Here is a 20,932-nt window from a genome sequence, read left to right as displayed (position 1 = left end):
TGATTATAACTCCTTTCTTGTGCTTAAATATTGATCTAGGCCACTTTTTCTTAATTTACATGCCGGGCATTCGCCACAGCCGTCGGCGATGATGCCGTTATAGCAGGTTAACGTTTTTTCTCTGACAAAATCCAATGCTCCGAGTTCATCGGCCAGCTGCCATGTTTCTGCTTTATCAATCCACATTAATGGGGTATGAATGACGAATTGCTGATCCATAGATAGGTTCAGTGTTACATTTAATGATTTGATAAATACATCACGACAATCCGGGTAACCGCTGAAATCCGTTTCGCACACTCCAGTTACGATGTGTTTCGCTCCGACTTGACTTGCCAAAACACCTGCAAAGGATAGGAATAAAAGATTTCGACCGGGAACAAATGTGTTCGGAAGTCCCCCATCTTCTCCCTCTTTCACTTCAATATCGTCCCTTGTCAATGCGTTCGGAGCCAATTGGTTTAATAATGACATATCTAAAATATGATGTTTTACACTAAGTTCATTGGCAATATTTTTGGCACACTCGATTTCAAACTTGTGCCTTTGATTATAATTAAACGTTACAGCAATGACTTCTTCAAAACGCTCTAACGCCCAGAATAAACATGTGGTACTATCCTGACCACCACTAAAAACAACAACTGCTTTATCCTTCTTCATGTTGAATACTCTCCTTTAAATAGAAAAAACAGATCCACTAAAGAAGACCTGTTTTCCTTAGTTTTTTTAAAGAGGGGTGCTAGAACCTCTACCGCCATTTGCGGAGTTGTATATATTAATTATTCACCAAATTATATTACTATTTTTTAGTGCGGATGTCACTACCGAAAATTTTGGATTAGACAAGCCTTTTATTTAAAATGATAGGGGAAACGGACGATGACGGTAGTTTCATCGCCTTTTTTGCTGTTAAAACGGATGCTGCCATTGTATTTTTCGACGATGTTAAAGCAGATCATGAGTTTAAAAACTTAATTTTAGCTGATTATTTCATTCCAAAGATATCCCGCTAGCTTTTTAGTGCATGAAATCAACGTTCCTATGTTATCATGTTACTGCTCACTTTAATTCAATAATAGACAGAAGGGTTTCATTTAATGATAAAAACAGATGACAAAAGGTATGGGTTTTTGCTGTCAATAACCATTGCCTTTATTGGCGGAATCTTGTTCACGGTTTTACATACTCCAATACCATGGCTGCTCGGACCGATGGCTTCGATTTTAATAGGTGCCCGATTGGGAAAAATTCAATTGTATTGGCCAAGCTGGTTCCGCAATGCAGGTCTAATTATTGTTGGTTATTCCATTGGTTTATCTTTTTCAAAAAATGCTCTTATACAAATCTTAAAACAATTACCAACCATGTTGATGATGACGGTTTTACTTGTTCTGTTTTGTGCCGGAATTGCTTTTGTTGTTTCGAAACTAACAGGAGTTGACTATCCGACTGTTTTGACTGGAAGTATTCCCGGCGGGTTGTCACAAATGATTATTTTTGCCGAGGAAGTGAAAGGAATCGACCTTACAACTGTCACCTTCCTTCAAGTAGCCAGGCTGATGATGATTATTTTCTTCGTACCGTTTCTCGTTTTTGGACCAATTTTTCAGGGCACTGGGAAAGTCTCTTCAGAGAGCTTGTTACATACCGTGCAAACACCCAATACATCCATAATTTGGCTGGCCATCATATGTGTCATTTGTGCGATTCTCGCCAAAAGGCTAAAATTCCCCACCCCCTTTTTGCTGGGACCGATTTTAGGAACAGCGATTGTGAATATCTCCGGGCTGCACGGGCCAGCACTTCCAGTCACGATTCTTGACTTGTCACAGTTTATGATAGGCGGTTATATCGGGTTGTTATTAAAACCTGAAAAATTACAGCACAAAGCAAGAGTAATTACGCTTGCTTTGATTAGCGGAATGGTAATGATTCTTGGTTCATTGGGACTGAGCCTCCTGCTTGTTTCTCAAGAACATATTACAGCTTCGACCAGCTTTTTAAGTGTTGCTCCAGGCGGGATGGATCAAATGGGAATCCTTGCCCATGAGGTTCAGGCAGATTTATCGATGGTCACCGGTTTTCAATTATTCAGGTTGTTCTTTATCTATTTTGTGGTTCCCCCGCTTCTACGTTTGATTTTTAAAATTGGTTTGAAAAAAGAAACCATAACAACGTAAAGCGTGCGTCATAAAAGGAATTCCTTTTATGACTTTTTTTTCGATTGAGTTTACATAATATTTTTACAGATTCCTAATTGTTTATTTTTGATGAAATCACCTATTTATTGCTATAATCTAACTAAATAATGCACTTTTACAGGTGATTTCATGAAAAAAACATATACCAATATGGACGATGTCCAGAATAAAAAATCGTTTAACGATATGATACGATGGATGAAAGAACGGCGAAGCAAAATAAAGGATTTAACCACTCAAATTCCGCAATCCCCTACCAAGCAAATAAAAGAGTTAATGGAGAATAAAAGCAGGACCTCCTTTACTTGGATTGGTCATTCGACGTTTTTGATTCAAATGAATGGGGTTAATATCTTAACTGATCCAGTATGGGCGAAACGAATGGGGGTGCAAAAGCGGCTCACTGCTCCGGGAATTGCCCTCGAAGATATGCCGGAAATCGATATCGTCGTCATTTCCCATGGTCATTATGATCACTTGGATTTTCCAACTTTGAAAAAATTAAAAGGTAATCCGAATTATTTCGTACCGATTGGTTTAGGGGCAAGCTTTTGCAAAAAAGGATTCCAGCGTGTAAAAGAGATGAATTGGTGGGAAAGCACTGAGTTCATGGGACTTACCCTCCATTTTGTTCCAGCTCAACATTGGACGCGGAGGACTCTATCCGATATTAATACATCCCATTGGGGCGGCTGGATTTTTCAAAATGAGCATGAAACACATTATTTTGTCGGGGATACCGGTTATTTTCGCGGATTTACGGAAATAGGCTGCAGATTTGACATTAATACCGTCCTGATGCCGATCGGTGCCTATGAACCGGAGTGGTTTATGGCCGTTTCCCATATTTCACCTGAGGACAGCGTAAAAGCGTATCTCGAGTTAAAGGCAAAAAGATTTATTCCGATGCATTACGGTGCCTATCGTTTAGCGGATGACACCGGACCGGAAGCATTGGAGAGATTATTGAAAACTTGGGAAATAAGCGAAATGCCTTCTGAACAGTTAAGGGTAATGTTAATAGGAGAAACGATTTTCGATTCTTAACAGAAGGAAGGGCTGATTTTTCAAAAGGAAATCAGCCCTGATTAAACCTGTATTGAGTTTACATAATATTTTTACGTTAAATATTTCCCTTTCAATTACTAAAAAAACGACAGAATCGTTCCCCCTATTATTCCAATTATCACAATCATCCACGGCGGCAATTTTAAAATGACGAGCAAACTGAATAAAATGGACCCAAGTGCAAAATCTTTTGCTGATTGAATCGCACTTGTCCAGATTGGGGTGTAAAAAGCGGAAATTAGAATCCCGACTACCGCACCATTTACCGCGAGCATGGCCCCCTTTAGCTTCGGATTTCGGCGAAGCAAATCCCAAAACGGCAGCGTTCCGATGATTAATAAAAATGCCGGTAAAAATATTGCTACAGTTGCTAAAACTGCTCCCTTCCAGCCATTCATCACTGCCCCTAAATAGGCTGCAAACGTAAATAGCGGTCCGGGCACTGCCTGCGCTGCACCGTAACCGGCCAGAAAGCTTTCTTTTGTAATCACGCCTTGCGGAACAAATTCCTTTTCCAACAACGGCAGAACCACATGTCCCCCGCCAAAAACAAGTGCACCTGAACGATAAAAGCTGTCAAATAATGCGAGCAAATTAAATACTTTCACTTCCCGAAGAATAGGTAAAACAATTAATAAACCGAAGAAAAATGTAAGGCACACGATTGCGAGCTTTCGTGAAATAGGTACAGGGATAGGAAAGTCCACTTGAGTGTCTGTATGCTTGAAAAATAAAAACCCGATGAAAGCAGAAATCAGGATAATCCCAATCTGTGTAAAGGTAGTCGGAATGAGTAGTGTCGCAACCAATGCACCTAATGCCAACCCTTTGCGTTTAAGGTCCGGTGTAAGCGTCCTCGCCATGCCGATGATTGCCTGTGCCACCACAACAACCGCAACAATTTTCAGTCCATGGACCCAACCTGCATCATGAATGTTTACCCCTTTTAGGAGAAGCGCAAGTATCGTAAGTGCAATCATTGAAGGAAGGGTAAATCCGAGAAAAGCGGCCACCCCGCCTAATATCCCCGCTCTCATCATTCCAATCCCCATCCCTGCCTGACTGCTTGCCGGACCGGGAAGGAACTGGCATAACGCCACTAGATCGACAAAGCTGCGTTCATCCATCCATTTTCGTTTACGTACATATTCCTCATGGAAATAACCCAAATGAGCTATCGGACCACCAAACGAAGTCACCCCTAGCTTTAATGAAACAAAAAAAACTTCTAATATTAATAGGACTTTATTTTTACTGACTTGGCTCATCATTTCCCCCCAAACCCTTTATCCGTCATCGTAATCATTTAATTCATATTTACACCATTCCCCATACAAAATTCAAGCTATATTTTTAAATTGACACCACCAGCCCCCCTCCGTTCACCCATACACCTTTTTTCTTGTTCTGCATTTACTGTAAAGCGGAAGGAGGAGGTTGATGATATGACAGATTTTAATTTTCATCAAATTGCCAATGAGTTATTAAAGAAGGAAGTTGAGATTACTACTCTTCAAGGAAGTTTTAATGGTCGGTTAAAAGCTGTAGGTTCGGATGTTGTAATTTTGCATAGCAGGGGTAGAGGGACTCCGATAGAATTGACCATTCGCATCGAAACCATCGTGGCCATTTTTCGAGTGGAAATGATGGTGCCAAGAGGACCATTTGGCTTTAATCCATTGGAATCTCAGATTGAACATGAAGATGAGCACCATCACGAAAGTAACTAATTCCAAAAAAAACCACATAAAAATAGACAAAAGAGCTTGGAAATGTGACTTCCAAGCTCTAAATCATTTTATTACAGATCTTATTTTGGAAATGAATATAAAAAGACAAGTTTCATAAATTTGTATAAAAAGGGGGATGCCAAATGCTTAAAATTCTCTGCATCACCATTTTTATACTTTTTGTCATCTGTTTTATTTTTGTTATTTGGATAAAAAATCGCGAGCATGTGATTCACTCTTTCACTATTCCAACCTTTTTGGAAGATAGACCTGAACATCTGGTTGATGAGGACCGGCCGCCAACAATTATGGAGACCATTCAAAAATTGTTCAACGATAAAAATTCCGATGGTGATATGGATGACGGAAGCGATGATGGAGAGTAATCAGTATTCATCAAGATTAAAAAAGACCATCTTAATCTTAACACATTGTCCATCCCACACGGACATTCTCGCCATTTTGTCCATCGATGGTGCCTGTCACCGTTTTTGGGTAGAATAGGTTTATCTTCGGAATTTGGAGTGTATGGATATGGATAAAAAAATTGCAATTTTTTCGGATATTCATGGGAACGTATCTGCTTTACAAGCGGTTTTGGATGATATTGATCGGGATCCTCAAATCGAACACATTTTTTGTTTAGGTGATTTAATCGGAATTGGCTATGAAACCAATGAGGTTTTGGATCTGCTACGTTCACGAAAGGATATTTCCTATGTCATGGGGAATCACGATGAAGCGATTCTGGATGTCATTGCCGGGAGAGATATCTATAGCAGTGGTGCAGAAAGGGAACATCATAAATGGCTGGCAGCTCGGCTTGACCCTAAATTCATCTCATTTATGCAAAGAATTCCCACCTCCTATCAAACTAATTACAACGAAAAAGAACTTCTTTGCGTACACTATCATCTGCAAGAACCGAAGAAATTTTTAACAGTAGATAAAGAACCAACTGAGCAAAAACTGGATGAGCTTTACCACAGCTCGACAGCGGATATTGTTTGTTTTGGTCACCATCATGTTATCCATCATTTTAAAACTAAAAACCGTCTTTACCTGAATCCCGGTGCGCTAGGATGTAACCACAAACCCTATGCTCCTTATGCCATTCTGATCATAGCGGAAAATGGTGCAACCAACGTGTCTTTCAGAGAAGTACCATATGATAATGAAACGTTTTTACTCGGTTACAAAAAATATAACGTCCCCGATGCTGATTACATATTAAAGGTATTTCATGGGAATCAACATTTGAATTTATAAGAAAGAAAATTTCGTCCTTGAGAATTGTCCAGCGCAAGCGCCTAGCCTCTCGAGGGAAAAAATGAACTGCTTTTTTCCTAGGTTGCTTCGTTCCTGTCGATGAAGTCAAAGAACGACTTCACCGCCAGGACCTAAAGCCTTGTCGGGGGCTGATCAAGGCGATTGCGCTTTTCTTTCAAGAAATCTTTATTGAACATTCATAGATATCGTTCTATAATTATTTCTTAATGAACGATTTTCATATCATATAGATAGATAAGGGGATAAAAGTGAAACAGTCCAACTCTAGATCCATTGTTTTTCCTTTAGTTTTTTCAATTATCGCCATTTCGTTTTCGGCTATTTTTGTAAAATGGTCCCATGCCCCCGCTACAATTTTAAGTATGTATCGGATGGCACTGGCATGTATTTTACTTACACCATTTGCTTGGAGAAAACGTGAAGAATTTAAAAAAATAGCCAAAAAAGATTGGTATTTTCTTATTTTTTCAGGGCTATTTTTAGCTCTGCATTATGCACTCTGGTTCGGATCCTTAAAGCTGACCACTGTTGCCAGCTCAACGATCATCTTAGCATTACAGCCGATTATCGCTATGATCGGCGGATTTTTCCTATTTAAAGAAAGAACCACCACTTCAAGAATTTTAATGATGGGCATTGCGGTTATTGGAGCCATCATGGTTGGCTGGGGAGATTTCGGCTTAAGTAAAAAAGCAATTACAGGGGATTTCCTCTCATTTTTATGTGTAATTGCGGTTGTTATGTACTTATTAATTGGTCAAAGAATCGTGAAAAAAATATCACATTGGATTTATAGCTTTTCTGTATTTGGCATTGCTGCAATTTTTTTAGCGATTTACAATATTGCGGCTGGCATCCCACTTGGCGGCTATGATGCACGCGAATGGGGAATCTTCGTTTTATTAGCCACAATTCCAAACCTGGCAAATGTCATCTTCAACTGGCTATTAAACTATGTCAATGCAACTACCATTTCGATGAGCATCCTGGGAGAACCAGTCGGGGCAACGGCCTTGTCCGTGCTGTTATTAGGAGAACGTCTTGCCGGATGGCAGATTTTCGGCGGAGTTCTTGTCCTGGCTGGTGTCTTTTGCTTTTTGATTCAGCAGCAAAAACAAAAACAAAATATTGCAGAATACAATGAAGCGGCATAAGAAAAGCGCAGGCACCGGAGCTGGACCATTCTCAAAGCAATTTATAAATTCTTATGCTATAAAAAAAGCGGTGAATCCCATTCACCGCTTTTTCACTGTTATACAAGTTCTTCCTGAACTTCGACACTTTTATATTTGCGCATTTGAATATAAATTAAACGAAGCGATAAGGCAACTCCTGCCGAAAGAAGCCCGATTGTTAAACCGATCCAATAGCCTGCCGCTCCCATCTTTGCAAAATTTGCCAAAACATAACCGACCGGAAGACAAATGAGCCAATATGCAATCAAGGTCATAATAAAGGAAAGATTCACATCTTTATAGCCCCTTAATGCCGCCTGCGCTGTCGCTTGCGTGGCATCACTTATTTGAAAAAATAGTGCGAAAATTAGAAAATGAGCAGTTAATTTTATCACGGCAGGTTCATTCGAATATAAGCCGGCAACATCATAGCGGAATGCTACCACCAGCAACCCTGTACCCACGGCCATCAAAATGGCCAATATAATCCCTAACCAGCTGTAGTCCCTCGCATCCTTATAGCGGCCAGCTCCGACTTCAAATCCAACTAATACGGTCTGGGCCATTGAAATACTAATCGGAATCATATAAAGGAACGAAACGATGTTTAATGCAGATTGATAAGCTGCGATTGTAGTAACGTTAAATTTACTAAGCAAAATCGTTACAACTGTAAACATACTCGTCTCAAAAAAGGTGGAAAGCCCCATTGGAACTCCGATTTTTAAAATTTCCCTGCATTCGGACCAAGAGAATTCCTTTAAATGATGAAACACTTGATAGGAGGAAAATGGTAATTGAGTTTTTACAATAAACACCGTCATTGCGGCAATGAACCAATATGTTATTGAAGTTGCATAACCTGCCCCCGCTCCCCCAAGTTCCGGAAAGCCCCAATAACCAAAAATCAGCACATAATTCAAAAAGAAATTAATCGGCAGAGATAATAAGAGAATGACCATCACTACACGTGTTATTCCTAATGCATAAATAAAGGACCGTAACACATTGAAGAGAAATAGTGGAATAATTCCATAACTCAATCCCACCAAATAGCCAAAGGCTGTTTTTCGAACACTTGCCTGTAGATTCATTTTATCGAGAATGATATCCAGGAAAAGGACCCCAAGAACAATGACTACCACACCGATAATAACGGATAGATAAATTCCGTGTTTCACACTCGATGCTACTTCTTTGGTTTTCCTTTCACCATATCTTTGTGCCGCGATCGGTGAAACGGCAAGCAGGATACTGCTTAACCCGGTAAAAATCGGACTCCAAATCGATGAACCGATCGCCACTCCGGCAAGATCAGATGAATTGTATCTCCCCGACATAATCGTATTAAAAAATATCATCGAAAACATGCCAAGCTGTGTAATTAAAATGGGTATCAATAAAATGATGATTTGCTTTGTTTTTTCCGTTAACGTAAAAGTTTGCTTCATAATTATTTTCCCCTTCTTGGTAATGCCATGACTATTTTACCGTTAGTTGGTGGAAAAAAGAAGTAAAAAAATCGCCCCTTTGCAAAAAAGGACGATTGTCGAGTCAAATGTTCCAGCCCGAAATAACACCACGAATGGTGCCATTACTTTTCCTTAGCCATCTCGATGATTTCCTTCAATTCATTCGTAAACCCTTTAACAGCACGATTTTCAAAAACGGTAACCGGTACACCTAGGAATCCGAATTTCTCCACTTCTTTTTGGTATTCGGTATTCTTCGATATATTCCTAATTTCAAAACGAATTTCTTCCTGTGTAAGCACTTGTTTCACCATCGTGCATTCAATACAATCGTTTGTTGTATAGACAATAACTTTTTTATCCATGTTGGTATTCTCCTAATAAGCATTTATTTTCAAAATCGACGAAAAAATCCATTTTTCGAGATTAAAAGTTCGAGAAATGTCTATTTTTGCGCTTTCCCAAGAAATTTTAAGTCATAACTAATCCCTTATATTATAAAGAAGAAGTGGGTAAGAGTCATCCCATTTAGATTTCTACCTCTGTACAAATGGACGATTTTGTCAGACTAGATATAACAATATTTCTTAATATGGTTTTCGCATATTTTTTCATATTTGGTCAAAATTCTACACCATTACTTGTTTAGGATAATATCTTATATTAATGGATTTAAGAGTCAAGCCTTCTAAATTCTATTATTTAAAGGAAGGCAGGTGATGTGATTGACGATTTATGCTATCGAACATATCAAAGATATTGGTTCTGGCGAAATGCATGCGCAACTTTTTCGTTGCAGTGATGGGAATAGCTATGTCGTCAAATTTATGTCAAATCCATTAGGTAGAAAAGCGTTTAAACAGTCATCCTCTCTTGCTTTGATTGACCATGCTGATGCCTTCAGAAAGTCAAATTGGAATATTACAAGTATATTTTCCAGAATTGATAATATGGAGGTCAGATGGGGACAAGTTTACCAAGAATTTGTGCCTTATATCGATCAGAAGCAACCATTTCAATCAGCATTAGAAAAACTTGACTCCATACCAGATGAACAAATCGCGGAAATTGTTGACCAGGCATTACCAGGAGAATGGAAAATTTCCAGGGATGAATTAATAATTCTTTTAACCTATTTAATACAAAGAAGAGAGAATTTGAGAAAAATCATTTCCCAATTAAAGGGTTTCTTTCCGATTTGGAGTTCAACAGATTGAGTAGTCAACCTTTTTTAATTTATTAATTTTCAAATGAATAAAAAAAAATTATCATTTATTAGTATTTGACCTAGAACAACTTGTCCGACAATTTAATAGTGTATAGTAATCAATTTCTTGGAGGTGATGAATTTGCCACCAAAGCCACCTAAACGAGGTCCGAAACATCGAGGAAAATTGCCAAAACCCCCTCCGCCTAAAAAATTAGAACTTAATGGTCCTGGCGGATTAACAGGTGTAACAGGACTAACGGGATTAACTGGAATGACTGGACTTACCGGATTGACTGGATTGACTGGACTTACCGGATTAACTGGTTTAACTGGATTGACAGGACTTACAGGAGTTACTGGCACAACAGGTACTACCAGCACTACTGGAGGAAATGGAGGATATGGATATGCCTCCGATTCTGATACATCAGCGGACTCTATTCAATGGGTAAGATCTTTATACAACAAGTATATTGACCCAGAAAACTAAGAAGAATCTATCTGCATCCTTTTTAAGAGATACAGGTAGATTTTTGGAGGTGAAACCTATGATTTCCCTTAGTTTGTGCATGATTGTAAAAAACGAAGAAGAAACACTTAACCGCTGTTTGGATTCTGTTAAAAATATTGTCGATGAAATCATTATTGTCGATACTGGCTCAACCGATCGAACAGTAGAAATCGCCAAGCAATATGGCTGTAACATCTATCATTTTCAATGGGTAGACGATTTCTCAGCTGCTAGAAATTTTGCTTTTAGCCATGCTCAAAACGAATATATCCTGACAATGGATGCCGATGATGTTTTTAGTGAGGCTGAGATTGGGAAACTTGAAGAATTAAAACAAAACCTGCCCACTACCATTGATGCGGTTACCATGAAATATCTTGCCGGCTTTGATGAGTCAGGCAATGTCCTTGTAAGCCTAAGGCAAGTGAGAATCGTTAAAAGAGAAAAGCAATTCAAATGGCACGGTGCGGTACATGAATATCTTGAGGTTCATGGAAATTTGCTTCACAGCGATATTGCAATTACGCATAAAAGAATGCATAAAAATAGTGACAGAAACCTAAAAATTTTCGAACAGCGTCAAAAAAATGGATCCACTTTTACCCCAAGGGATTTATATTATTATGCCAATGAATTATATGACCATCAACAGTACAAAAAGGCAATCAAGTTTTATCATAAATTTTTACAAACGGAAAAACGCTGGATTGAGGATGAAATTCAAGCTCACGGCAGGATTGCAGAATGTTATGCAGAAATGGGAAATATGGACTATGCCATAAACCATGCTCTTCATGCATTAAAGTTTGGCCCACCTCGTGCCGAGTCCTGCTGTCAGTTAGGATTTTTCTTTTTAAAAATCAATCGCCCTGAAAATGCAGTCCATTGGTTTCAATTCGCAACACAACTTCCTCCGATTGACAATGGCGGAATTACCAATCATGCCTGCTCCACTTGGATTCCCCACCTTCAACTCTGCATTTGTTACGCTCAATTAGGCGATTATCAAAAAGCATTCGATCATATTGAAATCGCTGGAACCTTCTGCCCTAAGCATGAATTAATTTTAAAAAACAAGGAAATTTTGGATAAATATGTAAAAAACCCCAAAACGGAGCACACGTTGTGAAAGTGTGCTTTTTTATTTATCTTTCCCTCCCAACTTATTTAATATTTGGTCTCCTTTCATGAATAAAATTTTGTTCCTTCTCAAAAAATAGGCTAAAAAGGTGGGAATATCATGATTTATGTTTTAGCGATCATTGCCTTAATCATGGTTGTCGGGTTATTTTATACAGTTAGAACCCATAGAGCATTCAGTACAAGAAATAGCGAAATTGATTCGGAAATTCACGATAATATTCGACGACATCCTATACTGCTTAATCCTGTTTTTCTTACCTATATTATCGCCATTGCAGTTGTTCTTATTTATATTATCTATCTATCCTTTTCGTAAGAAGTTTTTTAAAATGAAAAATGGCTGAGAGCAAATCTCTAGCCATTTTTATTTTTGAATTGAGTTAAAGATTTATGTGATAAACATGTTGAAAATATTCAGGAATCGTCAAAAATTCATAATTTAGTTTTTTAAAATTTTCAATAATTTTCGGAAGAGCCTCGACCGTTTTTTCCCTTCGGCCTCCACCGTCATGCATTAGGATAATATGGTTTGTTTCAATTTTCCTTGATACACGTTCTTCAATTGGCTCTTGAATGGAAAGGTCCCAATCCATTGTATCCAAATTCCAAAGTACAGGTTGAAGCCCTAATCCCAAGATAAGCTTTGCGGCCTCATCGGTAATCTCTCCATAGGGCGGACGAAAGATTTCGACATCCCGATTCGTAACTTTTTTAATAATTTCATTCGTGCTTTTTATCTCTTTTATAATTTCCTCTTGGCTAAGATTCGTGATGTCGGGATGGTTCCAAGTATGATTTCCAAGAACGTGTCCATTTGAAATTAATTGCTTTAAAATTTGTTTCCGGGCTTGTGTGACTTGCTTTCCTATAATAAAAAAAGTTGCTTTTACCCGGTAATAATTTAGAAGCCTTAATATATGAGGAGTATATTCCGATGGACCGTCATCAAATGTTAATGCTACGTATCGTTTTTTACCTGAATGTTCGATTATATTCCCCTCCTCTGTTTAAGGTACTGAAAATAGAAGGTTCGAACCGTTCCTTTCTACCCTCGATAAGATTACTATATGAAAATAGCAGAAATTTGTTTGATGAAATTCACCCATTCCATTTAAACTTTCCACAAATGCCGTCCCCCGTTTGTCCAATATACATATACTGATAGAAAAAAAAGGCGGTGTAACGGACTTGAGAATTCTTTTTATCGACAGTAATGAATTATTAATGTATGGGTTAGCCAACGGTTTTAAAAGAGCCGGTCATAAAGTTTTAGTTTCAGGGAAAATAGATGAAAATACCGTTCCCCGTTTAATTTCCTACTTTAAACCAGATCTTATTTTTTCCGAAGGATGGGGGGAGGAAAATGACAACGATTGGAAGCAGGAATTGATTGGGAAGCAGATAAGGGCTTCAGGAATCCCACATATCTATTGGGCTGTTGAAGACCCTCACTTCACACTAGATTTTTCTTTACCCCTTATTTTAAGGATGAAACCAGATTTTGTATTTACATTGAGTGAGCCCCTCGTTAAGTTTTATAAAAAGCTAGGAATTCGCGCAGGTCATTTAGACTTTGGCTATGAACCGAGTGTCCACCATCCTAGTTCAAATCCTTCTCTAAAATATAAGATCGCTGTCGTAGCCAATGGCTATCCGGATGTCTTAAAACATTCCCCGGATCATTATCGTAACCAATCTCTTCGAACGCTTATCAAACCACTATTAGAAGAAAATATTCGCATTGATTTCTGGGGTCAAAACTGGGACAAAATAGGGGATATTCTCGGGGTAGACATTCCAAAAGATTGGATCCATGGCTATTTACCATATAAAAAGGCTTATAAGGTATATAATTCTGCACAAATTATTATCGGGCCGCAAAATTACAAATCACAAGTTACGCAAAGAACCTATGAAATATTAGCTTCAGGTGGATTTTTACTCACCTCCGATACCGATGCGGTGAGAAAATTATTTACACCGGGTGAGGACCTCATTGTGTCTTCAAATCCGGAGGAAACACTGGAATTGATCCGCTACTATTTAAATCATCCTGAAGAATGTAAAGAAATCAGCGAGCATGCAATTGAAACCGTCTCCTCCCACTCCTACAAAAAACGCGCCAAACAAGCCATCAAAACCCTCATAAAAGAGGGCATACTCAAATGATAGTGACAGGCACCGTTCGTGGACAAATTGTAGAATTTGTCCACTTCAGGCGGACACAAATACCCTAGAAAATGTCCACGTTACGTGGACATTTTCTTTAGTTTGTCTTTCTTGGGTGACAGGCACCCTAAGAATTGGAGTTTCATATGTTTTAGGAAGGGATGTTGTGTGAGAGGGGGATATTTTATGATAATGGTAAATGGACAGAGTGTCACACCTGAGGATCTTTCCAAGATCATTAAGGATAAAGAGCAACGGGCTATAGTGAAAACGATGGTGAAGCAAACAATCACCTATGAGTATCCGTCAATGGATGAATTAATATTTGAACTAAACTTTAGGGCCAACACAATGAAAGCAGCAAGCCAATTGGACAAAAGTGGAGTAAAATTTACCACCTTCACTTATGCATTTCCGAATAAAAAGTATTGGCGGCGTTTGCCAAACGGCGGCTTTTTGTTAAAGAGCGACACAAAACCCTCTACTGCAATCCTTGATATTTTAAAAAACGGGAAGCTTTATGCTTTTGAGTGTTCGACTGCGATCGCGATTGTCCTTTACATTGCTACCCTTTATTCGATAGGACCGGAATTATTTAATCTTTATTTTAAACGATTATATTTATTTGACTGGCAATTTGATGAGGACCTCCCCGTCTTTCCGAAAGAAGGCGATGACTTCATTCCCGGTGATGTTCTCCATTTCAATAATCCTGATTTTGATCCAAAACAGCCCCATTGGCGGGCAGAAAATGTCATTTATTTTGGTGATGACAAGTATTATGGCCATGGTGTCGGAATTAGAAATGCCAGCACAATCATTAAATTCTTGAATACAAAAAGAAAACCCGAACCTACCCAATCCGCTTATCTCATGCAGCAAATAACAAGGCCGGTTTATCGGTCACTATTTTTATTAACATTACAAAATTAATCTCATAAAGCAGGAATCGTTTCATTTAGCAAAAACATTCCTGTTTTTTATGCAAAACTGCATAAACATCGAATTTTCCCCTTAAAAGCTCGTTGAAAAAAGCCAGGCTAGCCCTAGCTTTTTCTGTTTGCTTAAAAAGAATACTCACAAAGAAATTTCCTTTTTTCTTCTAATTTTTGAACGATTTTTTCGAATTTCTTTTGTTCTGCAACTAACCATTTCTTCCTTTCTCCTATCATTCTCAACACTTCGTTTGGGCTGGGTCCCCCGGAAATGCTCCTTATTTTTACAAAATGTACTGGTGAAATGATATTATTCCATGCTTTTTCTGTGAGCGTTACATTTACAAAGGATTGGAGCATTATGTTCACTTCTTCGACCTTCCAATCCGACAATTCTTTTTCTTCTTCAGCCGTTTTTTTCGCAATGAAGCTCGCAATTTCATGTGCCTGACGAAATCCAATCCCGTAGTCACGTGTAAGCGTATCCGCCAATTCCGTAATCGTAATACAAGATTTTTCCGCCATTTCCTTCGCATGCCCCTTATTCACCTTAAGGGTGACAATCACCGCATGCAAAAGCTTCATCACACGGTTCGCCTTGTTGAAAGCCCGGTATAGATGGGGCTGCAAATCGTCCTCCGTATCGACGATATCTCCAAACGGTGTATTGTGAATCATATTCAAGACCGCCTGAGCCTCGCTAAAAGCGCTGCTGGCAAGCGCTCGTGAATGCTCAATCGAAACCGGATTTCTTTTTTGCGGCATGATACTGCTCACCTGCACGTATGGATCCGCAACCGTGAATGTTCCATATTCCCTCGTTACTTGCTGGAGGAAATCCTGAATCCACCGGCCGGTATTGACCATGCAAATCATAATGGCAGCTGAAGTTTCAAGCAAATAATCCGCTCCTGCAATCGCATCATACGAATTTTCGACAATTCCTTCAAATCCTAACAGCTCACATGTCCTGACCCTGCTAATGGGAAATCCAGTTGTCGTCATTGCAGCTGCGCCTAGAGGCGACCGATTGACGGTTTCATAGGCAGACAATAGACGTTTGATGTCTCTTTGCAGGACATCATAAATTGCCAAAAAATAGTGTCCTAGTGTCGTTGGCTGGGCCGGCTGTGTGTGCGTGTACCCCGTTATATAGGTTTCTGCATGCTGCTCGGCCTGTCCTAAAAGAATTTCACTTAACCGGTAACAGGAGTCGAGCAATTTTAAAAAATATTCCCTCAGCACCAACCGATACATCGCCACTCCCATATCATTCCTGCTCCGGCCTATATGGATTTTCCCCGCTAGTTCCGGACCAATTACTTCAGCGATTTTCGCCTCCATCATGAAAAATAAATCTTCGTACTCTGCCCTGTAGGTTAAGAGGGATGGATCTGTTTTGGCTACTATATTCGTACCCTCTAACATCCTTTTTGCTTCATCAGAGCTAATGATTTGTTGTTCCTTCAGCATAATAATATGAGCTCGATGAATATCAAACATTGAATCGAATAAATAATCCCGTTGATCATAAAAAACAGGCTTTAACAATTCTTCTATATAAGTTTTTCCGGGAAAAACTGTTCCTTCTGCCTTTATAAAATCCTCCTGGTAGCACATGTTTTTCATCTCCATAATTGAGTGGATTTATCCTACTATTAATTTTATGAAAAAAAGGTTAAGTTGGCAGTTTGATAAATTACAAAAGTTTAAAAAAAATCTTATTTAGCTTCCCGAAATACCATGCTATAATGAATAGCAGTTTATAACCTAAGTAAAGTGGAAAGGTATGTGTTCACCATCATGTCTATGTATAGATCGAAAGCATTAATCAGCTTGTTTCTCGTTTCGATTTTATGGGGCTGTAACTACCCGGTTAGTGCTTACTTGTTAAGAGGCTTCTCGCCTGTTTTTTTATCAACGGTTCGGATTTGTTTTACCTCGCTGTTTTTAATTGTGGTTGCCCTTATTCATAAAGGAATTAGAAAACCAACTACATCCGAATGGAAAACTCTCATGGGTGTAGGAATCTTTGGTACACTTTTAAACCAAACCTTTTATTTCACCGGACTTCATCACACCACACCTGCAAATGCTTCGTTAATCATTGCACTGTCACCGATTGCAACCATTCTTTTGGAACGGATCATTTTTAAAGTGAAACTAACCGTAAAAAAATCGTTGGGTGCACTCATCAGTTTGATTGGGGTATTTTCTATCATTGGTGTTGCCAGCGGATCTTTTGCGGTATCTTTTGGAGATTTAAATATTTTAGTAGCCATGCTCTGTTTATCCATTAGTCTATTGTATATACGCCGCTTATCGAAAACCTTGAATTCTTATGTTATTACGGTTTATGCCACTGTACTCGGCAGTGTCCTGATGATTCCGGCTGCCGGAGTGGAAAGCCTTGTTAGCGGGTCTGTAATCAGCCATTCGCCCATGATGTGGATTTTATTGATTGCTGCGGGTATTATTGCCCAAGGAGTGGCAGGCTTTTGGTGGAATGGCGGTGTGGCAAAAGTAGGTGCCGGAACGGCTTCGATGTTCATGAATATCCAGCCATTTGTTGCAATTATCGCCTCCCATTTTATACTTGGGGACCGAATACTAACAATGCAAATTTTCGGAGGAATCTTAGTCTTCCTCGCCAACATGCCATCCGCTGCCGTCAAGCCCACCATCTTCAATCAACCGAATAAAATGGTTTAACAGAAAAATGTCCACCTCAGGTGGACATTTTTCTGTTTTGTCTACGGACGGTGTCAGGCACCATCACTACCTCAACATAACTCCGCTTAGGAATGTAAGGAATACGTGTGTTCCCATTTTAACTGTTTGCTGAACTGAAGAGTCCTTTAATGGATCAAGGCAGACGATGTCCATTGCCTTAACCTTCGGATGTTTTCCCGCAGCCAGAACACCTTCAAGTAATTCGGCGCTCGTCAAACCGCCTGGTGTTGATGCAGGGACCCCCGGTGCATAGGCAATATCTAAGCAATCCATATCAACCGTCAAATAAATCGTATCCACCTTCGCAGCAAGTTCTTCCAAGCATGCTAAAACAGTTGCTTCAAAGCCTTTTTTGCGCGCATTGCGAAGGGTGATGTAGTTAACGCCGTGTGCATCTGCGTATTCTTTTAAATCCTTAGTATTAAAAAATCCATGCAAGCCAATGTTGTACATATCCGATCCGTTCACAACACCGCTTTCAATTAAATTACGCATAGGCGTCCCGTTCGATGGTCCGTTATCACTCATATCCCGTAAATCAAAATGTGTATCGAATTGAAGAATCCCAATTCGCTCCCCCGGCTTCGCTTTATGCAGCCCTTTCACCATCATCGCTGTAATCGAATGATCTCCACCAATTGCACAAACCTTTGAATTAACAAAGTGATTGTGAAGAGCTTCCGAAGCCTCAATAATATTATCATGGCAGCAGCGAATATCGGTGACATGCAATGGGACGTCCCCCACGTCCAATGCAGTCATCTCCGCTAAGTCAATATCCTCGTCAAGATTGTAGGTCGCAAAGCCTTTCCAAGCACGTCGGAAGGCTTCTGGAAATTCAGAAGCACCCGAAGCACTAATGGATGACCGTGACAAAGGCACACCGACTACGACAATCTCTGCTTCTTTACTTTTTTCAGGATCAGCATCAGCCGCCAAAGGCTGAATCCACTCATGAACCTTTTCCGGAGCACGTCCCTCCGGTCTTACCCAAGTAAAAGTAGTCGGATTAATTTTTGGATACAAGAAGCTTTTCATGCAGCTGCCCTCCCTTGACAACCACTGCACCATTTTTCACAACAGTGTCAACATGGTTTACACCATAGGAGTATTGAAGCTTCATATAGTTTGGAACATTAAAAATTGTTACATCGCCTTTTTTGCCAACTTCCAAGCTGCCAATTTCTTTTGCACGATTAATTGCATGGGCCGCATTAATCGTCGTTGCTGTAATTACTTCTGCTGGAGTCATGCCCATTTTCAAGCATCCTAGGCTCATAATGAAAGGAAGTGAAACCGTTGGCGATGAACCTGGGTTACAGTCTGTTGAAAGTGCAACCGGTACACCCAGATCAACCATTTTCCGTCCGTTTGCAGACTCGGCCATTAAAAAGTAAGCTGTTCCTGGAAGTAATACACCTACAACGCCTTTTTCCGCCATAGCCTTCATGCCTTTTTCAGAAGCCTTTAATAAATGGTCAGCCGAAACCGCCCCTACTTCAGCAGCAAGCTCTGCACCTTCATATGGCTCAATTTCATCGGCATGAATTTTTGCCAGCAACCCATGTCGCTTACCTGCTTCAAGAATTCTGCGGGATTGCTCCGGTGTAAATACGCCATACTCACAGAAAACATCATTAAATTCCGCAAGCCCGAGCTCAGCCACTTTTGGAATCATTTCATTAATAAGTAAATCAATAAACTCTTCCGGATTTTCCTTATATTCCTTTGGCACTGCGTGTGCGCCCATAAATGTCGACACAAGATCAATTACATGTTTTTCGTTCAATTCTTTTGCTACTTCAAGCTGCTTTAATTCTGTTTCCCATTCCATCCCGTAGCCGCTTTTTGCCTCAACGGTCGTAACACCGTGACGTAAAAATTGATTCAAACGCTCATAGCTTTCCGCAAAAAGCTGTTCATGGCTTGCTGCCTGTGTTGCGCGAGTTGTCGCATGAATCCCGCCACCAGCATTCATGATTTCCATATAGGAAGCGCCTTGAAGACGCATATTAAATTCATTTTCACGGCTTCCTGCAAACACAACATGTGTATGTGGATCAACAAGGCCTGGTGTCACTAGTTTGCCGGTTGCATCTACAACCTCTGCTTCTTTCAAACGCGCTGCATATTTACCAGCCAATTCTTCATCCGTTCCAACCGCTTGGATTACACCATCTTCAATCCAAACACTACCGTTCTCTACTATATTAAGCTCAGACATCGCACCCTTAACAAGGGGAGCTGTTGAGCTCCCCTGTAGGGTAACGAGCTGAGAAGCATTTCTGATAAAAAGTGCTTTACTCATTCGTTTTCAATTCCTTTCGGTCAGGTCTTAGTCTTGCTTTAACATTGGCATTTTGATGCCTTTTTCTTTTGCAGTTTTGATTGCAATTTCATAACCTGCATCAGCGTGACGAACTACACCCATACCAGGGTCAGTTGTTAATACGCGCTCTAAGCGTGCTTCTGCTTCTTTTGTACCGTCAGCAACGATAACCATACCAGAGTGTTGTGAATATCCCATACCTACGCCGCCGCCATGGTGTAAGGAAATCCAGCTTGCACCTCCAACTGCGTTAATCATTGCATTAAGGATTGGCCAGTCAGATACTGCATCAGAACCGTCCATCATGCTTTCAGTTTCACGGTTTGGAGATGCAACGGAACCAGCATCTAAGTGGTCACGGCCAATAACGATTGGAGCGGACACTTCACCTGAAGCCACCATGTCGTTAATGATTTTACCAAAACGTGCTCTTTCTCCATAGCCTAACCAGCAAATACGTGCAGGAAGTCCTTGGAACGCAATTCTTTCTTGTGCCATCTTAACCCATTTGCAAAGGTGCTCATCATCTTTGTAAACACGAAGTAATGCTTCGTCAATTTTACGGATATCTTCTGGGTCTCCAGATAATGCTGCCCAGCGGAAAGGTCCTTTACCTTCACAGAACAATGGACGGATATACGCTGGAACGAATCCAGGGAAATCAAATGCATTTTCAACGCCCTCGTCTTTTGCCACTTGACGGATATTGTTACCGTAGTCAAATGTAACAGCGCCTTTTTGTTGCATTTCTAACATTGCTTTTACATGTGTTGCCATGCTTTGTTTTGAAAGCTTCACATATAATGTTGGATCTTCGTTTCTTAATTTATCAGCTTCTTCTAATGAATAGCCAACTGGTACATATCCATTGAGTGGATCATGTGCAGATGTTTGGTCTGTTAATACATCTGGGTTAAAGCCTTTTTCAATCATTAATGGTAAAATTTCTGCTGCGTTTCCAAT

Annotated in this window: 22 protein-coding genes, 1 pseudogene and 1 riboswitch; of the genes and pseudogenes, 13 read left to right on the top strand and 10 right to left on the bottom strand. The window is 39.8% G+C overall.

Features of this window, described 5'->3' with window-relative positions; translation table 11 throughout:
- Positions 1-3: 3 nt before the first annotated feature.
- Positions 4-663 (bottom strand): 7-cyano-7-deazaguanine synthase QueC, encoded by a 660-nt coding sequence (gene queC / locus BIV60_RS25750; protein ID WP_071358552.1) that lies wholly within the window; start codon positions 661-663, stop codon positions 4-6.
- A gap of 51 nt (positions 664-714) precedes the next feature.
- A riboswitch (PreQ1 riboswitch) is annotated at positions 715-758 on the bottom strand.
- Positions 759-1,100: 342 nt separating this feature from the next.
- Here queC and BIV60_RS25745 point away from each other — a divergent pair.
- Both BIV60_RS25745 and BIV60_RS25740 read left to right on the top strand, forming a co-directional pair.
- Complete coding sequence (locus tag BIV60_RS25745) at positions 1,101-2,183, top strand: AbrB family transcriptional regulator (RefSeq protein WP_071358551.1); 1,083 nt, start codon at positions 1,101-1,103, stop codon at positions 2,181-2,183.
- A 150-nt stretch (positions 2,184-2,333) separates the two neighbouring features.
- Positions 2,334-3,251, top strand: a complete 918-nt coding sequence (locus BIV60_RS25740; protein WP_071358550.1) for an MBL fold metallo-hydrolase — start codon at positions 2,334-2,336, stop codon at positions 3,249-3,251.
- A 98-nt stretch (positions 3,252-3,349) separates the two neighbouring features.
- Here BIV60_RS25740 and chrA read toward each other — a convergent pair whose 3' ends face one another.
- The gene (chrA, locus tag BIV60_RS25735) at positions 3,350-4,543 is read right to left on the bottom strand and encodes a chromate efflux transporter (RefSeq protein WP_071358549.1); all 1,194 of its coding nucleotides are present in this window, start codon (positions 4,541-4,543) and stop codon (positions 3,350-3,352) included.
- A 174-nt stretch (positions 4,544-4,717) separates the two neighbouring features.
- On the opposite strand from chrA, the gene BIV60_RS25730 reads away from it, so the two are divergent.
- The 4 genes from BIV60_RS25730 (at position 4,718) to BIV60_RS25715 (ending at position 7,446) form a co-directional block, all read left to right on the top strand.
- Positions 4,718-5,002: a DUF2642 domain-containing protein gene (locus BIV60_RS25730; protein ID WP_071358548.1), complete on the top strand. Its 285-nt coding sequence runs from the start codon at positions 4,718-4,720 to the stop codon at positions 5,000-5,002.
- Between the two features lie 143 nt (positions 5,003-5,145).
- Positions 5,146-5,388 carry a hypothetical protein gene (locus BIV60_RS25725; RefSeq protein WP_071358547.1) on the top strand — a complete coding sequence of 81 codons (243 nt, stop codon included), beginning with the start codon at positions 5,146-5,148 and terminating at the stop codon, positions 5,386-5,388.
- A gap of 148 nt (positions 5,389-5,536) precedes the next feature.
- The gene (locus tag BIV60_RS25720; protein ID WP_071358546.1) at positions 5,537-6,271 is read left to right on the top strand and encodes a metallophosphoesterase family protein; all 735 of its coding nucleotides are present in this window, start codon (positions 5,537-5,539) and stop codon (positions 6,269-6,271) included.
- A gap of 269 nt (positions 6,272-6,540) precedes the next feature.
- Entirely contained in the window at positions 6,541-7,446 is a 906-nt protein-coding gene (locus BIV60_RS25715; RefSeq protein WP_371261596.1) for a DMT family transporter, read from the top strand.
- Positions 7,447-7,544: 98 nt separating this feature from the next.
- Here BIV60_RS25715 and BIV60_RS25710 read toward each other — a convergent pair whose 3' ends face one another.
- Both BIV60_RS25710 and BIV60_RS25705 read right to left on the bottom strand, forming a co-directional pair.
- Positions 7,545-8,918, bottom strand: coding sequence for an MATE family efflux transporter (locus BIV60_RS25710; RefSeq protein ID WP_071358544.1), 1,374 nt, complete (start codon positions 8,916-8,918; stop codon positions 7,545-7,547).
- A gap of 143 nt (positions 8,919-9,061) precedes the next feature.
- Positions 9,062-9,304, bottom strand: a complete 243-nt coding sequence (locus tag BIV60_RS25705; RefSeq protein WP_071358543.1) for a glutaredoxin family protein — start codon at positions 9,302-9,304, stop codon at positions 9,062-9,064.
- Positions 9,305-9,664: 360 nt separating this feature from the next.
- On the opposite strand from BIV60_RS25705, the gene BIV60_RS25700 reads away from it, so the two are divergent.
- The 4 genes from BIV60_RS25700 (at position 9,665) to BIV60_RS25685 (ending at position 12,119) form a co-directional block, all read left to right on the top strand.
- Positions 9,665-10,156: a hypothetical protein gene (locus BIV60_RS25700; RefSeq protein WP_071358542.1), complete on the top strand. Its 492-nt coding sequence runs from the start codon at positions 9,665-9,667 to the stop codon at positions 10,154-10,156.
- A gap of 132 nt (positions 10,157-10,288) precedes the next feature.
- Positions 10,289-10,639 carry a hypothetical protein gene (locus BIV60_RS29935; protein ID WP_071358541.1) on the top strand — a complete coding sequence of 117 codons (351 nt, stop codon included), beginning with the start codon at positions 10,289-10,291 and terminating at the stop codon, positions 10,637-10,639.
- A gap of 58 nt (positions 10,640-10,697) precedes the next feature.
- Positions 10,698-11,789 (top strand): glycosyltransferase, encoded by a 1,092-nt coding sequence (locus tag BIV60_RS25690; RefSeq protein ID WP_177177402.1) that lies wholly within the window; start codon positions 10,698-10,700, stop codon positions 11,787-11,789.
- A gap of 111 nt (positions 11,790-11,900) precedes the next feature.
- The gene (locus tag BIV60_RS25685) at positions 11,901-12,119 is read left to right on the top strand and encodes a hypothetical protein (RefSeq protein ID WP_071358539.1); all 219 of its coding nucleotides are present in this window, start codon (positions 11,901-11,903) and stop codon (positions 12,117-12,119) included.
- Positions 12,120-12,183: 64 nt separating this feature from the next.
- On the opposite strand, the gene BIV60_RS30700 is transcribed toward BIV60_RS25685, so the two are convergent.
- Together BIV60_RS30700 and BIV60_RS31105 are read right to left on the bottom strand one after the other, a co-directional pair.
- On the bottom strand, positions 12,184-12,396 hold the full coding sequence (locus BIV60_RS30700) for a polysaccharide deacetylase family protein (RefSeq protein ID WP_256218555.1): 213 nt from the start codon (positions 12,394-12,396) through the stop codon (positions 12,184-12,186).
- Between the two features lie 33 nt (positions 12,397-12,429).
- Positions 12,430-12,792, bottom strand: a pseudogene (locus BIV60_RS31105) (polysaccharide deacetylase family protein); the annotation flags it as partial.
- Positions 12,793-12,991: 199 nt separating this feature from the next.
- Between BIV60_RS31105 and BIV60_RS25675 the strand changes: the two are divergent.
- Both BIV60_RS25675 and BIV60_RS25670 read left to right on the top strand, forming a co-directional pair.
- Entirely contained in the window at positions 12,992-13,972 is a 981-nt protein-coding gene (locus BIV60_RS25675; protein ID WP_071358537.1) for a CgeB family protein, read from the top strand.
- 186 nt (positions 13,973-14,158) lie between these two features.
- Positions 14,159-14,905 (top strand): protein-glutamine gamma-glutamyltransferase, encoded by a 747-nt coding sequence (locus BIV60_RS25670; RefSeq protein ID WP_071358536.1) that lies wholly within the window; start codon positions 14,159-14,161, stop codon positions 14,903-14,905.
- 131 nt (positions 14,906-15,036) lie between these two features.
- Here BIV60_RS25670 and argH read toward each other — a convergent pair whose 3' ends face one another.
- Positions 15,037-16,527 (bottom strand): argininosuccinate lyase, encoded by a 1,491-nt coding sequence (argH, locus tag BIV60_RS25665; protein WP_071358535.1) that lies wholly within the window; start codon positions 16,525-16,527, stop codon positions 15,037-15,039.
- 183 nt (positions 16,528-16,710) lie between these two features.
- Between argH and BIV60_RS25660 the strand changes: the two genes are divergently transcribed.
- A complete protein-coding gene (locus BIV60_RS25660; protein ID WP_141770564.1) occupies positions 16,711-17,619 on the top strand; it encodes a DMT family transporter in 909 nt (302 codons plus the stop codon).
- 66 nt (positions 17,620-17,685) lie between these two features.
- On the opposite strand, the gene BIV60_RS25655 is transcribed toward BIV60_RS25660, so the two are convergent.
- The 3 genes from BIV60_RS25655 to hutU form a co-directional block, all read right to left on the bottom strand.
- Complete coding sequence (locus tag BIV60_RS25655; protein WP_071358533.1) at positions 17,686-18,678, bottom strand: agmatinase family protein; 993 nt, start codon at positions 18,676-18,678, stop codon at positions 17,686-17,688.
- On the bottom strand, positions 18,650-19,948 hold the full coding sequence (gene hutI, locus BIV60_RS25650) for an imidazolonepropionase (protein WP_071358532.1): 1,299 nt from the start codon (positions 19,946-19,948) through the stop codon (positions 18,650-18,652). The genes BIV60_RS25655 and hutI overlap by 29 nt, the downstream gene beginning before the upstream one ends.
- A 27-nt stretch (positions 19,949-19,975) precedes the next feature.
- Positions 19,976-20,932: urocanate hydratase (hutU, locus tag BIV60_RS25645; protein WP_071358531.1), on the bottom strand; the 957-nt coding region annotated here is incomplete at its 5' end.

Origin of the sequence: Bacillus sp. MUM 116 (assembly GCF_001866655.1) — a bacterium.
Taxonomy (GTDB): domain Bacteria; phylum Bacillota; class Bacilli; order Bacillales; family Cytobacillaceae; genus Neobacillus.
The sequence above is the reverse complement of the archived record's forward strand: the minus strand, read 5'-3'. Positions and strand labels throughout refer to the sequence as shown.

Excerpts from the sequence above, each read along its gene's own strand:
- queC (WP_071358552.1), bottom strand. The coding sequence starts at position 663 with ATGAAGAAGGATAAAGCAGTTGTTGTTTTTAGTGGTGGTCAGGATAGT.
- BIV60_RS25745 (WP_071358551.1), top strand. The coding sequence starts at position 1,101 with ATGATAAAAACAGATGACAAAAGGTATGGGTTTTTGCTGTCAATAACC.
- BIV60_RS25740 (WP_071358550.1), top strand. The coding sequence starts at position 2,334 with ATGAAAAAAACATATACCAATATGGACGATGTCCAGAATAAAAAATCG.
- chrA (WP_071358549.1), bottom strand. The coding sequence starts at position 4,543 with ATGATGAGCCAAGTCAGTAAAAATAAAGTCCTATTAATATTAGAAGTT.
- BIV60_RS25730 (WP_071358548.1), top strand. The coding sequence starts at position 4,718 with ATGACAGATTTTAATTTTCATCAAATTGCCAATGAGTTATTAAAGAAG.
- BIV60_RS25725 (WP_071358547.1), top strand. The coding sequence starts at position 5,146 with ATGCTTAAAATTCTCTGCATCACCATTTTTATACTTTTTGTCATCTGT.
- BIV60_RS25720 (WP_071358546.1), top strand. The coding sequence starts at position 5,537 with ATGGATAAAAAAATTGCAATTTTTTCGGATATTCATGGGAACGTATCT.
- BIV60_RS25710 (WP_071358544.1), bottom strand. The coding sequence starts at position 8,918 with ATGAAGCAAACTTTTACGTTAACGGAAAAAACAAAGCAAATCATCATT.
- BIV60_RS25705 (WP_071358543.1), bottom strand. The coding sequence starts at position 9,304 with ATGGATAAAAAAGTTATTGTCTATACAACAAACGATTGTATTGAATGC.
- BIV60_RS25690 (WP_177177402.1), top strand. The coding sequence starts at position 10,698 with ATGATTTCCCTTAGTTTGTGCATGATTGTAAAAAACGAAGAAGAAACA.
- BIV60_RS25685 (WP_071358539.1), top strand. The coding sequence starts at position 11,901 with ATGATTTATGTTTTAGCGATCATTGCCTTAATCATGGTTGTCGGGTTA.
- BIV60_RS30700 (WP_256218555.1), bottom strand. The coding sequence starts at position 12,396 with ATGGATTGGGACCTTTCCATTCAAGAGCCAATTGAAGAACGTGTATCA.
- BIV60_RS25670 (WP_071358536.1), top strand. The coding sequence starts at position 14,159 with ATGATAATGGTAAATGGACAGAGTGTCACACCTGAGGATCTTTCCAAG.
- argH (WP_071358535.1), bottom strand. The coding sequence starts at position 16,527 with ATGTGCTACCAGGAGGATTTTATAAAGGCAGAAGGAACAGTTTTTCCC.
- BIV60_RS25660 (WP_141770564.1), top strand. The coding sequence starts at position 16,711 with ATGTCTATGTATAGATCGAAAGCATTAATCAGCTTGTTTCTCGTTTCG.
- BIV60_RS25655 (WP_071358533.1), bottom strand. The coding sequence starts at position 18,678 with ATGAAAAGCTTCTTGTATCCAAAAATTAATCCGACTACTTTTACTTGG.
- hutI (WP_071358532.1), bottom strand. The coding sequence starts at position 19,948 with ATGAGTAAAGCACTTTTTATCAGAAATGCTTCTCAGCTCGTTACCCTA.